Consider the following 13,236-nt stretch of genomic DNA (forward strand, 5'->3'; position numbering starts at 1 on the left):
ACCTCGCCGATGACCAATCGAGCCGGGAGCCGAGCAGGTAGCGCGGCGTAACACGCAGCATCCGTTTACGGCTGGATTTGCTACTCTGATGCCCAATATCGGTCGGATCAGGCACACGTCTGCTCGGCCGGAGCGACAGCCGAGCCCGGCACCCGCCCACAGATCGCAGGAGGAATCTGCGGTTTGCCACCATACGGTGCGGATGCCCACCCGGTCACGTGCGCTTCCCTCCGTTCCGTGAGATGAGGGAGCCGCCATGAGCGCAGCGATCGCCTTCGACGGCGCCACGCGATGTCCGGCAGACACGCCCTTCTCGTTCGAGCTCTACCCGCCACGCAACGAGGCCGCGGCTCGCGCTCTGCCCGAGACGATTCGGCGACTGGCCGCTGTCGGACCGGAGTTCATCTCGGTCACCTATGGCGCCGGCGGATCGTCGCACGTCAATTCGCTTGACGTCGTGAAGCACATCGCGCAGGACACCTCGGTGACACCGATGGCGCATCTGACGTGCATCGGCTCGTCGCACGCCGAGGCGGCGCGGATGATCCGCGAGTTCCTCGATGTCGGCGTCACGAGATTCCTCGCCGTGCGCGGCGACCCGCCCGTCGGCCAATCGGAGCAGGATGCCGCTGCCGGCGATCTGCACAGCGCCTCCGAACTCGTGCAACTCGTCCATCGCATCCAGGCGGAGCACGCGCCGTACCGGGAGATCCCGGTTCCGGGGCTCCCGCACGCCAGCGAGGTCGGAACGCGCGAGAAGGTCACCATCGCCGTGGCGGCGTTTCCGAACGGGCATCCGCGTTCACGCTCCATCTCGCAGGACATCGACACCCTGCTCGCCAAACAGGCGGCAGGCGCGAACCTCGCGATCACACAGCTGTTCTTCCATGCCGAGGACTACTTCGTATTCGCCGAGCGCGCCAGAGCGGCCGGTGTGAGGTTCCCGATCCTGCCGGGCATCATGCCGGTCACAAGCCCGGCGCGACTCCGCAGGGTGCTCGAACTGAACGGTGAGGATCTGCCGAGCGATCTGGCGATCCGTCTCGAGGTGGAGCCCACCGATGACGGCAGGCGTGAGATCGGCATCGAACACGCCGCTGCCTTCGCCGAGCGGCTGATCGCCGGCGGTGCCCCGGGCATCCACCTCTGCACATTCAACCAGCCGCATACCTCACTCGCCGTACTCGAAAGGTGCGGCCTCATCGACTCGTCGGCTCTCGCCGACGACCACACAAGGGAGCGGGGCGATCCGGTCGCGGTCGGCGCCGGTCCCACGCACACCACCACGGATCTCAGCAAGACCGATCAGAAGGAACCAGCATGACCTCCGCTTTTCCCGCCGGAACGATCATCGGCTACCCGCGCATCGGAAGGCGCCGCGAGCTGAAGAAGGCCGTCGAGGCCTTCTGGGCCGGGAACATCTCCGGCGACGAGCTCGAATCGACCGCAGCCGGACTCCGTGCCGCGACCAGGTCGCGGCTGGCGGAACTCGGCCTTGGCACGACCGACTCCTCCATTCCCGAGACGTTCAGCTACTACGACCAGGTGCTCGACGCTGCGGTGACCGTCGGCGCGATCCCAGCACGCTTCTCCGGACTCGTGGATGCCGATGGTCGCCTCGACCTCGCCGGATACTTCACCATCGCCCGCGGCGCAGGCGGCGACGCTCCGCTCGAGATGACGAAGTGGTTCGACTCCAACTACCACTATCTCGTGCCAGAGATCGGACCGGACACCGACTTCCGTCTCGTCTCCGACCGTCTGCTGCACGAGTTCGAGGAGGCGAAGCGCGACGGCTACCTCACCAGGCCCGTCATCGTCGGCCCCGTGACGTTCCTCGCCCTCAGCAAGCCGGCCGACGGCGCCTCCGAGGGATTCCGCCCGCTGTCGCGCCTCAGCGACCTTCTCCCGGTGTACGTTCAGCTCCTGGCCGAGTTGAAAGCCGCGGGGGCCGAGTGGGTGCAGCTCGACGAGCCTGCACTTGTGAGCGAGAGCCTCGATGACGCTCGCGCAGACATCCTCTCGGCCGCGGCTCAGACGTACGACCTGCTCGGTTCGACGGATGCCCGCCCGCAACTGTTCGTCGCCGCCCCGTACGGGGCGCTCGACGACGCACTACCGGTGCTCGCGGTCACCGGCATCGAGGCGATCTCGTTGGATCTCGTGCGCGGAGCCGTGCCGGAGGCACTGGACGCCGACACGAAGGCTGCTCTGCGCACCAAGACCGTGGTCGGTGGCGTCGTCGACGGCCACAACATCTGGCGGGGCGACCTGGAGTCGGCGTTCGGCAAACTCGAATCGCTGCTGGCGCTCTCTCCGACAGTTGCGGCATCCACCTCGACGTCCCTGCTGCACGTCCCGCACGACGTCGACGACGAGCCGGATCTCGACGCCCGGTTGGTGTCGTGGCTCGCGTTCGCCGACCAGAAGGTCGGTCAGATCGCAGTGCTCGCGCGGGGCCTGGATGACGGGCACGAGTCCATCCAGGATGAGCTGGCACAGGCGTCAGCGGCGCTGGCCGACCGGCTCGGCGCGCCGGGCGTGCGTGACGGCAGTGTGCGACAGCGCGAGGCTGCGCTCACCGACGCCGACTTCGCACGAGGTGCGTACGAGGCGCGGCTCTCGGCACAGGATGCCGCGCTCGGGCTTCCGCTGCTGCCGACGACCACGATCGGATCGTTCCCGCAGACCGGAGACATCCGCAGGGCGCGTGCACAGTTCGCGAAGGGCGTCATCACCGAGGCCGAGTACCTCGGGCTGATGCAGGCGGAGATCAAGCGCGTGGTCGACCTGCAGGAGGAGATCGGCATCGACGTCATCGTGCACGGCGAGCCGGAGCGCAACGACATGGTGCAGTACTTCGCCGAGAACCTCGACGGCTTCGCTGTGACGCAGAACGGTTGGGTGCAGTCGTACGGCAGCAGGTGCACGCGTCCGTCGATCCTCTGGGGCGACGTCTCACGGCCGAAGCCCATCACCGTCGAGTGGTCGACGTACACCCAGTCGTTGACGCAGAAGCCGGTGAAGGGGATGCTCACGGGCCCCGTGACGATCCTCGCCTGGTCGTTCGTGCGTGACGACCAGCCGCTCGGCGACACGGCCCGCCAGGTCGCGCTCGCGCTCCGCGACGAGATCGCGGATCTGGAGACCGCTGGCATCCGCATCGTCCAGGTCGACGAGCCGGCCCTCAGGGAGCTGCTGCCGCTGAAGAAGAAGGACCAGCCCGGCTACCTCGACTGGTCGGTCGGTTCGTTCCGGCTCGCGACCAGCGGCGTCGGCGACGCGACCCAGATCCACACGCACCTCTGCTACTCGGAGTTCGGCGTGGTGATCGACGCCATCCGCAACCTGGATGCCGACGTGACGAGCATCGAGGCGGCGCGCAGCCGCATGGAGGTCGTCGACGACATCAAGGCGAGCGGATTCGACCACGGCATCGGGCCGGGCGTGTACGACATCCACTCGCCGCGGGTTCCATCGGTCGCCGAAGTGACCGATCTGATCGAGCGCGCGCTCGCGGGCATCCCTGAGCGTCAGGTCTGGATCAACCCGGACTGCGGTCTGAAGACCCGGGGCTACGACGAGACGGTCGCGTCGTTGCGGAACATCATCGAGGCGACGCGCGCTGTGCGCGATCACGTCTCCGTCGACGCCTGATCGGTTCGAAGGACAGAACGAGGGCCCCGAGGCGATCGCCTCGGGGCCCTCGTCGATCCGTGTCTCAGACCGAGCGCAGCACGGCGACGACTTTGCCGACCACCTCGGCGAAGTCCCCGAGGATCGGTTCGAAGGCCGAGTTGCGCGGCAGCAGCCAGGTGTGACCGTCGCGCTGACGAAACACCTTCACGGTTGCTTCGCCGTCGAGCATCGCCGCGACGATGTCGCCGTTCTCCGCGGTCTTCTGCTGTCGAACGACCACCCAGTCGCCGTCGCAGATGGCGGCATCGATCATGGATTCGCCCTGAACCTTCAGCATGAAGAGTTCGCCGTTGCCGACGAGCTGGCGGGGGAGCGGGAAGACCTCTTCGATCTGCTGTTCTGCCGTGATCGGCACGCCCGCCGCGATCCTGCCGACCAGCGGGACCATGGTGGCGTCGCCGACGGGAACGGACGTCTCGAAGTCGGCCGTGGCATCCGATCGGCCTGTCGTCGCCGGAAGGTCGATCAGCACCTCGAGCGCACGGGGGCGGTTGGGGTCGCGGCGCAGGTACCCGCTGAGCTCGAGCTGGTTGAGCTGGTGGGCGACGCTGGAGAGCGACGCGAGGCTCACGGCATCGCCGATCTCGCGCATGCTCGGCGGATAGCCCCGCTTGCTGACGGAGCTCTGGATCACTTCGAGAATCGCGCGCTGCTTCTCGCTCAGAGACTTGCGTCGCCTGGTGCGCGGCTTCTCAGCAGGCGTACGTGGGGTACGTGCGGTGTCGGGCCCGTCGGTGTCGCTCACGTGCTTCGTCCTCTCGTTTCGCGGCAATCGGTGGGTCCTCGACGGTTGTGTACGACCGCCGCTGTGGTCGCCATCGTCGCGTGATTCGAATCTCTCGTCGGTGCGTCTGCGCACCTACTCGGACCGAATGTCGGTGGTGGGTGATTCAGTTTCTTCGTGACGATCGAAACTCTATCTGGAAATCGGCCTCAATCGGCCGCTTTGTTCGAGCGTGTTGAAAGAACGTCGTACCCAAATGCGAACATACCGTTGAAAAATGCGTTCATCGAAGATAGATTCGGAAGACGAGTTCGATTCTCGGGAGGAGAGACCATGACGACCATCGGGGTTGCTGTGCATCGGATCGGAGTCCGGCGTACCGCGCCGCGTGAGCTGGGAGTTGCCACCGTCGATGCTTCCGGCCCTTCCGTCGGTCGCACGGATGCCTCGTCAGGGCGAGTGCGCACCCACCTGACCCGGCGCGGTCGCGTTGTTCTCGCCGCACTCGTGGTGCTGCCCGCGCTGGTCTTCGGCGGGGTCATCGTCGCCAACAGCGCAGCCGCCGCGGGCGCCGGCTCCTCGTTCTCCGCGTCCTTTCGCCACGTCACGGTCCAGCCGGGACAGTCGCTCTGGCTGATCGCCCAGCGCATCGCGCCGGCGAGCGACCCGCGCGACGTCGTCGGTGCGATCGTGGACCTCAACGGCCTCTCGTCCAGCGTCGTCCAAGCGGGTCAGAGGTTGGCAATTCCCCACCAGTACGACGGCTCGGCGCGCTGAGACGTCCTGGAGCTCACGTGCGGCGTCGCGGGGGTGTTGTCCCGCCCTAGCATTGGTGGGTGATCTCGTTCTCCGACCTTCCGATCCGCGACGATCTGCGCGGTAAGACCCCCTATGGAGCTCCGCAGGCCCCGGTGCCGGTGGCGCTGAACGTGAACGAGAACACGCATCCGATTCCCGACGATGTGGTGGCTGACGTTCTTGCCTCCGTCGGAGAGGCGCTGAAGACAGCGAACCGCTACCCGGACCGCGAGTTCGGACTGCTTCGCGAGTCCCTCGCCGGCTATCTCGGCAACGGTCTCGATGCATCCAACATCTGGGCGGCGAACGGGTCGAACGAGGTGTTGCAGCAGATTCTGCAGGCGTTCGGCGGTCCCGGCCGCAGCGCGCTCGGGTTCGCTCCGACGTATTCGATGTATCCGCTGCTCGCCTCCGGTACCGGAACGGCGTGGATCGCCTCCGACCGCGGACCCGACTTCGTCATCACAGCAGAGCACGCCGTTCGGGAGATCACCGAGAGCAAGCCAGACGTCGTCATCCTCTGCGCCCCGAACAATCCCACCGGCACGCCGCTCGGACTCGACGTGGTCGAGGCGGTGTACGACGCCGCACAGGGCATGGTCGTCGTCGACGAGGCGTACGCCGAGTTCATGCCTCAGGATGCGCCGAGCGCGTTGACCCTGCTGCCAGGCCGTGAGCGGCTTGTCGTGTCGCGCACGATGAGCAAGGCATTCGCGTTCGCCGGTGTGCGGCTGGGCTATCTCGCTGCCGACCCGGCCGTGGCAGACGCTCTGCGTCTGGTGCGCCTGCCCTACCACCTCTCTGCGCTCACGCAGGCAGCGGCGGTGGCCGCCCTTCGGCACTCCGACGAGATGCTCGCCACAGTGCACGACATCGTCGCGCAGCGTGATCGCATCTCCGCAGGGCTCGCCGCGCTCGGGTACACGGTGCACGAGTCCGGCAGCAACTTCGTGTTGTTCGGCGGTGTGCGCGACCCGCATGAGACCTTCCTCGCGCTGAAGGAGCGAGGCATCCTGGTTCGTGACGTCGGCATCCCGAATCACCTGCGCGTGAGCGCGGGCACGGCGGAGGAGACCGGTATCTTCCTCGACGCGATGGCCGAGCTTGCGCGGCCTGCGGCGTCGGGCGCGGCGTGATCCCTACTATCGCGGCTTCGCCGCTCACCGGCTCAATCGGGTCGGCTCGCGCGAGCGAGCTCGCACGGCTCTCCCCTCAATCGCCGATAAACTCGGTGGCATGAGCAGCCGCACCGCGAGCATCAGCCGCGAGACCAGCGAATCGAGTATCGAGCTGTCGCTCGACCTCGACGGAACCGGCCGCAGCAGCATCCACACGACGGTGCCGTTCTACGATCATCTGCTCACCGCGTTCGCCAAGCACTCGCTGACAGATCTCACCGTGCACGCCAAGGGTGACATCGAGATCGACGTGCACCACACCGTGGAAGACGTCGCCATCGTTCTCGGTCTGGCCATCAAACAGGCGCTGGGCGACAAGAGTGGCATCGCGCGTTTCGGCGACGCCACCGTGCCGCTCGACGAGGCCATCGTGCAGGCGGTCGTCGACATCTCCGGACGTCCCTATCTCGTGCACACGGGGGAGCCGACCGGATTCGAACACCACCTGATCGGCGGCCACTTCACCGGATCGATGGTGCGGCACGTCTTCGAGGCGATCGCCTTCAATGCCGCGCTGACCGTGCATGTGCGCGTGCTCGGCGGGCGGGACCCGCACCACATCGCCGAAGCGGAGTTCAAGGCGTTCGCGCGTGCGTTCCGCGAGGCGAAGGCGCTCGACCCGCTGGTGGAAGGCATCCCGTCGACCAAGGGCGCACTGTGACCGAGGGAGCTTCGAGCGCTCCGTCCGTCGTGGTGCTCGACTACGGTTCTGGCAACGTGCACTCAGCAGCGAAGGCGCTCGAGGCTGTCGGTGCGAAGGTGTCGCTCACGGCCGACCGTGAGGCCGCCCAGACTGCCGACGGGCTCGTCGTTCCGGGCGTCGGTGCGTTCGAGGCAGTCGTCGACCAGCTGAAGGCCGTGCGTGGCGATCAGATCATCGACCGCCGACTCGCGGGCGGCCTGCCCGTTCTCGGCATCTGCGTCGGCATGCAGGTGCTGTTCGAACGAGGCGTCGAGCACGGTCGCGACACCGAAGGTCTTGGCGAGTGGCCAGGCATAGTGGATCGCCTCGATGCACGCATCCTGCCGCACATGGGATGGAACACCGTGGATGCCCCCGTCGACTCTGTGTTGTTCGATGGTGTGCGCGACGAGCGCTTCTACTTCGTCCACTCCTATGCGGCGCAGGAGTGGGGAGTTCCGGCATCCGACGTGTTCGCTCCGGCGAAGCTGACCTGGGCCGATCACGGCGGGCGGTTCCTGGCAGCGGTGGAGAACGGTCCGCTGTCGGCCACCCAGTTCCACCCGGAGAAGTCCGGCAAGGCAGGCATGCGGGTGCTGCGCAACTGGGTGATGAGCCTGCCGTCGCGTGCCGCCTGACGGCCCGGCTTCGTCCCTCCAACGACCCCAGAAGGATCCAGGTTCCGATGAGCCCCATCAGTGACACTCCGAAGCTCGAACTGCTTCCCGCCGTCGACATCGCCGACGGCAAGGCCGTTCGCCTGACGCAAGGCGAGGCCGGCAGCGAGACGAACTACGGCGACCCGGTGGCTGCCGCGCGCGAGTGGATCGAGCAGGGCGCGGAGTGGATCCACCTCGTCGACCTCGATGCCGCGTTCGGGCGTGGACACAATCTCGACGTGCTCAAGGCCGTGCTGCGCAGCACACGCGACGTCAAGATCGAACTGTCGGGCGGCATCCGCGACGATGAGTCGCTGCAGCGCGCACTCGATCTCGGCGCGAAGCGGGTGAACTTGGGCACCGCCGCGCTGGAGAACCCCGAGTGGGCCGCCGACGCGATCTCCCGTTACGGTGAGGCGATCGCCGTCGGCCTCGATGTGCGAGGCACGACCCTCGCCGCCCGCGGCTGGACGAAGGAGGGCGGCGATCTGTGGGAGGTCCTCACCCGACTCGAGGACGCAGGATGTGCACGCTACGTCGTCACGGACGTCACGAAGGACGGCACCCTGCGTGGCCCGAACCTCGACCTGCTGAAGCAGATGGCTCAGCACACGGACCGGCCGGTGGTGGCATCCGGCGGCATCTCGAGCCTTGACGACATCACGGCGCTGCGCGAACTCGTTCCGCTCGGCATCGAGGGTGCGATCGTGGGCAAAGCTCTGTACTCGGGTGCGTTCACACTGGCCGAGGCGTTGGATGTCGCGGGCGACTGACGACGGCGGTCACGAGCGCGGCCACCTGTTCGGGTCGAGCGACGGTGCCGACTCTGCAGGGCAACCATGGCAAGGCCGTCGGCTCGAGCAGAACGAAGCGGCGGCCGACGACGGCTCGGCAGACCCCGCACTGATCGCTGCGCTGACGGCCTTCACCGACGGGCGCGGTGGTGAGGCGGCCGTCGTCGACGCCTTCCGGGGTGCTCGGCTGCTCGTGCCGCTGCTCGCGCATGCCGGTGAGGTCGGCGAGACGGCGGATGGCCGCCCGGTGGACAAGACCCAGGAACTCTCGATCACGACGGTGAGCGCGCCCGACGGTCGTGCGGTCCTTCCGGCGTTCACGTCGGTGCACACGCTCGCGGCGTGGAATCCGAAGGCACGCCCGGTCCCGGCGGTGGGACCCCGCGTGGCTCTCGCAGCGGCGAGTGAGCAGACCGAACTCGTCGTCATCGATCCGACCAGCCCGAGCGAGTTCGTGTTGCGCCGACCCGCGGTCGCAGCGTTGGCGACCGGTGGCACATGGCGAACGCCGTGGGATGACGAACATGTGCGTGCCGCCTTTGGCGAGTCGATCGCCGACGAGGCGTCGGTTCTCGAGGTGAGGCTCGCGGCAGGCGATCCGTCGGCGAGGCTCGTCGGACCCGAGCTCGAGGTGGGTCTCGTGTTGCTGCCCGGTCTTGACGCGGATGCCGTCGGCGGCATCGTTCAACGGCTCAGTGCCCGATGGGCTGTCTCTCCGCTCATCGCGGAGCGCGTCGACTCGATGAAGCTGCGCCTGCTGAATCCCTGACGCGATCGAGCACTGACCCGACCAGCGCCGGACCCGACCAGCACTGACCCCGCAACGCACATCGTCGGCTCAGATGACCGATCCGGTGTACTTCTCGCCTGGACCGGAACCCGGCGCATCGGGAATGGCGGATGCCTCGCGGAACGCCAGTTGAAGGCTGCGCAGCCCGTCACGCAGGCTGCGTGCGTGCTGATCGCCGATGTGCTGAGCGCTCGCGGTGACCAATCCGGCCAACGCGTCGATGAGTTTGCGTGCCTCGTCCAGGTCGGTCTGTGTCGCGGGGTCGTCCGCGAGTCCGCACTTGATCGCGGCGGCGCTCATCAGGTGCACCGCCGTTGTGGTGATGACCTCGACGGCGGGCACGTCCGCGATGTCGCGGGCGGCGTCGGCTACCGTGGCCTCGCCATCCTGGTCGTCGAAGCGGTGGACGTGCTGATCGGACATGCTGCCTCTGTCTTGAGTGGGTGGTCTTGATTGAGCGCTCGGGGGAGTCGGGAAGTCGTGCACCTGGGTGTGCGTGCACCGAAGGCATCCGTTCCGGGCCGTTCGGTGACGCCCACGGCGTCTGCTAGACTATGTCGGGCCTTCGGGACATGACGCCTCGAAAGGGAAAGTGGAGATTCTCCCACCCGCGCTTGACCGCTTTATGAGGTTACCGGGTCGTTAGGCACTCCGCCGAAAAGACGAAAGTCTTCGAGGTTGACGTAGAGGGTGCGTGAATGCACGGCCGTGTGTGAGCACGGAACGAAAGCGTGTGAGAGACCTCTGCCGACCATCCGACGGCGCCGCCGGTCGGATGCTTGAACACAAGCACTGTTTGATCAGAGGAGCCACGCATCAGCGATCCCCGTACCAATGACCGTATCCGCGTGCCCGAGGTTCGCCTCGTCGGAGCCGCAGGAGAGCAGATCGGCGTCGTCAAAATCGAGGTCGCCATCCGTCTCGCGCAGGAAGCCGACATGGACCTCGTCGAGGTGGCTCCGAACTCGAAGCCGCCCGTGGCCAAGATCATGGATTACGGCAAGTACAAGTACGAGGCTGCGCAGAAGGCCAAGGAGGCCAGGCGCAACCAGGCGAACACCGTGCTGAAAGAGGTGCGGTTCCGCCTCAAGATCGACAAACACGACTACGAGACCAAGCGCAAGCGCGCCGAGGGATTCCTCAAAGCCGGAGACAAGGTCAAGGCCATGATCCTGTTCCGCGGCCGTGAGCAGTCCCGCCCCGACCAGGGTGTTCGCTTGCTGCAGAGGTTCGCGGAAGACGTGGCCGAGTTCGGTTCGGTCGAATCGAGCCCGACCATCGACGGACGCAACATGGTCATGGTCATCGGCCCTCTGAAGAACAAGGCCGAGGCGAAGGCCGAGGCCAACGCACAACGTGCCGCCAACCGGGCGCGCTCCCAGCAGCGAACGGATGAGGCGGCCACCGAGGCGGACACTGAACCCGCCACCGATGAGGAGAAATAATGCCCAAGCAGAAGACCCACTCCGGGGCCAAGAAGCGTTTCAAGCTCACCGGCAGCGGCAAGGTGATGAAGCAGCAGGCCGGCATGCGCCACCACCTTGAGCTCAAGTCGAGCCGCCGTACGCGCCGGCTCAACCAGGACCAGGTACTCCCGGCGGTCGACGCCAAGGTCGCCAAGAAGCTTCTCGGCAAGTAAGCCGACAACGACGCGAAAAGGATATTGAGCAATGGCAAGAGTGAAGAGGGCTGTCAACGCCCACAAGAAGCGTCGGGTCATCCTCGAGCGCGCAGAGGGCTACCGCGGTCAGCGGTCGCGCCTCTACCGCAAGGCCAAGGAGCAGGTCACCCACTCGCTGGTCTACAGCTACCGTGATCGTCGTGCCCGCAAGGGTGACTTCCGCCGCCTGTGGATCCAGCGCATCAACGCCGCGAGCCGTCAGAACGGCCTCACCTACAACCGCCTGATCCAGGGTCTGAACCTGGCCGGCGTCGAGGTCGACCGTCGCATCCTGGCGGAGCTCGCCGTGAACGAGCCCGCCGCGTTCGCCTCGCTCGTCGAGACCGCGAAGAAGGCGCTGCCGGCCGACACCTCGGCCCCGCGCGCCGACGCCGCGTAAGCAGCAAACAACAGACCGGCCCGTGCCCTTCAATGGGTGCGGGCCGATCTGTGTCTTCCGTGTGCCTGGCTGACTGCTGCACGACCGGCAGGGACGGGCGTGCAGATCAGCACCGCACCGAGCACTCGGCCAGCCGCTAGGCTGGCGGAGTGCTCGACAACCCCCGCTCGCCCCGGGTTCGCGCAGTCGCCAAGCTGGCGAAGAAACAGGCGCGCGCCGAGACCGGAATGTTCCTCCTCGAGGGCCCGCAGGCGGCCCGAGAGGCGCTGATCTGGAGTCCAGACTCCGTCGTCGATCTCTACGCAACGCAGAAGGCGTTCACGAAGCACGACGACGTCGCGGCGCTCGCGAACTCGACCGGAGTCAGAAGCGAGTTCGTCACGGAGCAGGTGCTCGAGACGATGGCCGACACGGTCACCCCGCAGGGCTTCGTGGCGGTCTGCCGCCAGCTTCCCGCGACGCTGGACGCCGTCTTCGACGCGAACCCGCGGCTGATCGCGGTGCTCGAGGAGGTTCGCGATCCCGGCAACGCGGGAACGATCATCCGGGCTGCCGACTCCGCAGGAGCGGATGCCGTCGTCTTCGCCGGTCACACCGTCGATCTGTACAACCCGAAGGTGGTGCGCTCGACGACGGGCTCCATCTTCCACCTGCCCGTGGCGACCGGCGCGGCCATCGACGACGTTCTCGCCAGAGCTCGTGCGACGGGGATGCACGTCATCGCCGCTGACATGGCGGGCGACGACCTGCTCGTCGCGCGGGTGAGCGGAGAGCTCGCGATGGCGACGGCGTGGGTCTTCGGCAATGAGGCGCACGGCATATCCGACGAAGTCGTCGAACTCGTGGACCGCGTGATCACGGTGCCGGTGTACGGCCACGCGGAGTCGATGAACCTCGCGACGGCGGCGTCGGTCTGTCTCTACGAATCGGCGTTCGCGCAGAGAAGCTGAAGCGCAAAGCGAGATCACGCGTTCGGGCGCTTCTTTGCCGTCACAGCCACGGCGGCGTAGTCCATCGTGAAGCTCCCGCCGGCTGCGTCGATGGCTCCGCCGATGCCATCGAGCACGTGGGTGAGTCGATCGGCGGGCAGTCTGTCGAATCCGCCGGACGTGGGAAGCCCATCGAGCCATTCGTCGCGCGAGTAGACACGCTGCCAGTCGAACCGCCACTGATCCGGCTCGGTGAATGATCCGGTCGAGCGGATGCCGTCCGAGGCCTTGTCGAACTGTCCTCGGTACGCACCCAGTCCGCCGGAGATGCCTGCCTTGAACGGGGTACCGGGAAGAACGCGAGCGATGACGTCGTCGATGGCCGGGCCGACATCCTCAGGGAACTGCATCACGTTCCAGAACACCGCAAGACGCCCGTCCGGCCGCAGAACGGAGGCCGCTTTCGTCGCGCCGGCGACGGGGTCCACCCAGTGCCAGCTCTGCCCGGCGACGACGGCGTCGAACGTGCGCCCTGCCGCATCCCAGCTCTCGAACCGTGCGACCTCGACGTCGAAGCCCTCGTGTCGTGCGAATTCGGCCATCCGCGCATCCGGTTCGATGCCGAGCACGGCGGCGCCTCGGTCGCGGAACGGCAGAGCCGAGATGCCGGTGCCGATTCCGACGTCGAGCACATCGCGACCGGCATCCGCCGATCCGGGGCTCTGCGCCAGAATGCGGTCGGCCAGCGCGACGGGATATCGCGGCCTCGCCCGGTCGTAACGCTCGGGATCCGAGCCGAACGATTCGGCCATTGCACGGGCGTTGTGGGACTCGGCTGCTGTGAATCGTTCCGGTAGAGTGACCATGCGCCCACTATAAGTGGGCACTTGGTCACTATCAACACGCGAATCATCGTCCGCCGG

The 13,236-nt window shown here is 66.9% G+C and carries 15 protein-coding genes; 12 read left to right on the forward strand and 3 right to left on the reverse strand.

The window, feature by feature from the left end; genetic code table 11:
• Positions 1 to 256: 256 nt before the first annotated feature.
• Both MJ603_RS11165 and metE read left to right on the forward strand, forming a co-directional pair.
• Positions 257 to 1,324 carry a methylenetetrahydrofolate reductase gene (locus tag MJ603_RS11165; RefSeq protein WP_243063789.1) on the forward strand — a complete coding sequence of 356 codons (1,068 nt, stop codon included), beginning with the start codon at positions 257 to 259 and terminating at the stop codon, positions 1,322 to 1,324.
• Complete coding sequence (metE, locus tag MJ603_RS11170) at positions 1,321 to 3,657, forward strand: 5-methyltetrahydropteroyltriglutamate--homocysteine S-methyltransferase (protein WP_243063790.1); 2,337 nt, start codon at positions 1,321 to 1,323, stop codon at positions 3,655 to 3,657. The genes MJ603_RS11165 and metE overlap by 4 nt, the downstream gene beginning before the upstream one ends.
• Positions 3,658 to 3,721: 64 nt before the next feature.
• Here metE and lexA read toward each other — a convergent pair whose 3' ends face one another.
• Positions 3,722 to 4,363: a transcriptional repressor LexA gene (gene lexA, locus MJ603_RS11175; protein WP_243063837.1), complete on the reverse strand. Its 642-nt coding sequence runs from the start codon at positions 4,361 to 4,363 to the stop codon at positions 3,722 to 3,724.
• A 393-nt stretch (positions 4,364 to 4,756) separates the two neighbouring features.
• Here lexA and MJ603_RS11180 point away from each other — a divergent pair, with 393 nt between their 5' ends.
• The 6 genes from MJ603_RS11180 to MJ603_RS11205 all read left to right on the forward strand — a co-directional run bounded on the left by MJ603_RS11180 (position 4,757) and on the right by MJ603_RS11205 (position 9,303).
• On the forward strand, positions 4,757 to 5,200 hold the full coding sequence (locus tag MJ603_RS11180) for a LysM peptidoglycan-binding domain-containing protein (protein ID WP_243063791.1): 444 nt from the start codon (positions 4,757 to 4,759) through the stop codon (positions 5,198 to 5,200).
• A gap of 59 nt (positions 5,201 to 5,259) precedes the next feature.
• Entirely contained in the window at positions 5,260 to 6,357 is a 1,098-nt protein-coding gene (locus tag MJ603_RS11185) for a histidinol-phosphate transaminase (protein WP_243063792.1), read from the forward strand.
• A gap of 100 nt (positions 6,358 to 6,457) precedes the next feature.
• Entirely contained in the window at positions 6,458 to 7,060 is a 603-nt protein-coding gene (hisB, locus tag MJ603_RS11190) for an imidazoleglycerol-phosphate dehydratase HisB (RefSeq protein WP_243063793.1), read from the forward strand.
• Positions 7,057 to 7,719: an imidazole glycerol phosphate synthase subunit HisH gene (gene hisH / locus MJ603_RS11195; RefSeq protein WP_243063794.1), complete on the forward strand. Its 663-nt coding sequence runs from the start codon at positions 7,057 to 7,059 to the stop codon at positions 7,717 to 7,719. Before hisB ends, hisH begins: the two co-directional genes overlap by 4 nt.
• Positions 7,720 to 7,766: 47 nt before the next feature.
• Positions 7,767 to 8,513, forward strand: coding sequence for a bifunctional 1-(5-phosphoribosyl)-5-((5-phosphoribosylamino)methylideneamino)imidazole-4-carboxamide isomerase/phosphoribosylanthranilate isomerase PriA (gene priA, locus MJ603_RS11200; RefSeq protein ID WP_243063795.1), 747 nt, complete (start codon positions 7,767 to 7,769; stop codon positions 8,511 to 8,513).
• The gene (locus tag MJ603_RS11205; RefSeq protein ID WP_243063796.1) at positions 8,497 to 9,303 is read left to right on the forward strand and encodes an SseB family protein; all 807 of its coding nucleotides are present in this window, start codon (positions 8,497 to 8,499) and stop codon (positions 9,301 to 9,303) included. Before priA ends, MJ603_RS11205 begins: the two co-directional genes overlap by 17 nt.
• A 69-nt stretch (positions 9,304 to 9,372) precedes the next feature.
• On the opposite strand, the gene MJ603_RS11210 is transcribed toward MJ603_RS11205, so the two are convergent.
• Positions 9,373 to 9,747, reverse strand: a complete 375-nt coding sequence (locus MJ603_RS11210) for a DUF1844 domain-containing protein (protein ID WP_243063797.1) — start codon at positions 9,745 to 9,747, stop codon at positions 9,373 to 9,375.
• A gap of 425 nt (positions 9,748 to 10,172) precedes the next feature.
• Between MJ603_RS11210 and infC the strand changes: the two genes are divergently transcribed.
• The 4 genes from infC to MJ603_RS11230 all read left to right on the forward strand — a co-directional run bounded on the left by infC (position 10,173) and on the right by MJ603_RS11230 (position 12,334).
• Positions 10,173 to 10,769 (forward strand): translation initiation factor IF-3, encoded by a 597-nt coding sequence (infC, locus tag MJ603_RS11215; RefSeq protein WP_243063798.1) that lies wholly within the window; start codon positions 10,173 to 10,175, stop codon positions 10,767 to 10,769.
• Positions 10,769 to 10,963, forward strand: a complete 195-nt coding sequence (gene rpmI / locus MJ603_RS11220) for a 50S ribosomal protein L35 (RefSeq protein ID WP_243063799.1) — start codon at positions 10,769 to 10,771, stop codon at positions 10,961 to 10,963. The genes infC and rpmI overlap by 1 nt, the downstream gene beginning before the upstream one ends.
• A 31-nt stretch (positions 10,964 to 10,994) precedes the next feature.
• The gene (gene rplT / locus MJ603_RS11225) at positions 10,995 to 11,384 is read left to right on the forward strand and encodes a 50S ribosomal protein L20 (protein ID WP_243063800.1); all 390 of its coding nucleotides are present in this window, start codon (positions 10,995 to 10,997) and stop codon (positions 11,382 to 11,384) included.
• A gap of 149 nt (positions 11,385 to 11,533) precedes the next feature.
• Entirely contained in the window at positions 11,534 to 12,334 is an 801-nt protein-coding gene (locus tag MJ603_RS11230; RefSeq protein WP_243063801.1) for an RNA methyltransferase, read from the forward strand.
• A 14-nt stretch (positions 12,335 to 12,348) separates the two neighbouring features.
• On the opposite strand, the gene MJ603_RS11235 is transcribed toward MJ603_RS11230, so the two are convergent.
• Positions 12,349 to 13,179, reverse strand: coding sequence for a bifunctional 2-polyprenyl-6-hydroxyphenol methylase/3-demethylubiquinol 3-O-methyltransferase UbiG (locus tag MJ603_RS11235; RefSeq protein ID WP_243063802.1), 831 nt, complete (start codon positions 13,177 to 13,179; stop codon positions 12,349 to 12,351).
• Positions 13,180 to 13,236 lie beyond the last annotated feature (57 nt).

This window comes from Humibacter sp. RRB41, from assembly GCF_022761015.1.
Classification (GTDB): Bacteria; Actinomycetota; Actinomycetes; order Actinomycetales; family Microbacteriaceae; genus Humibacter.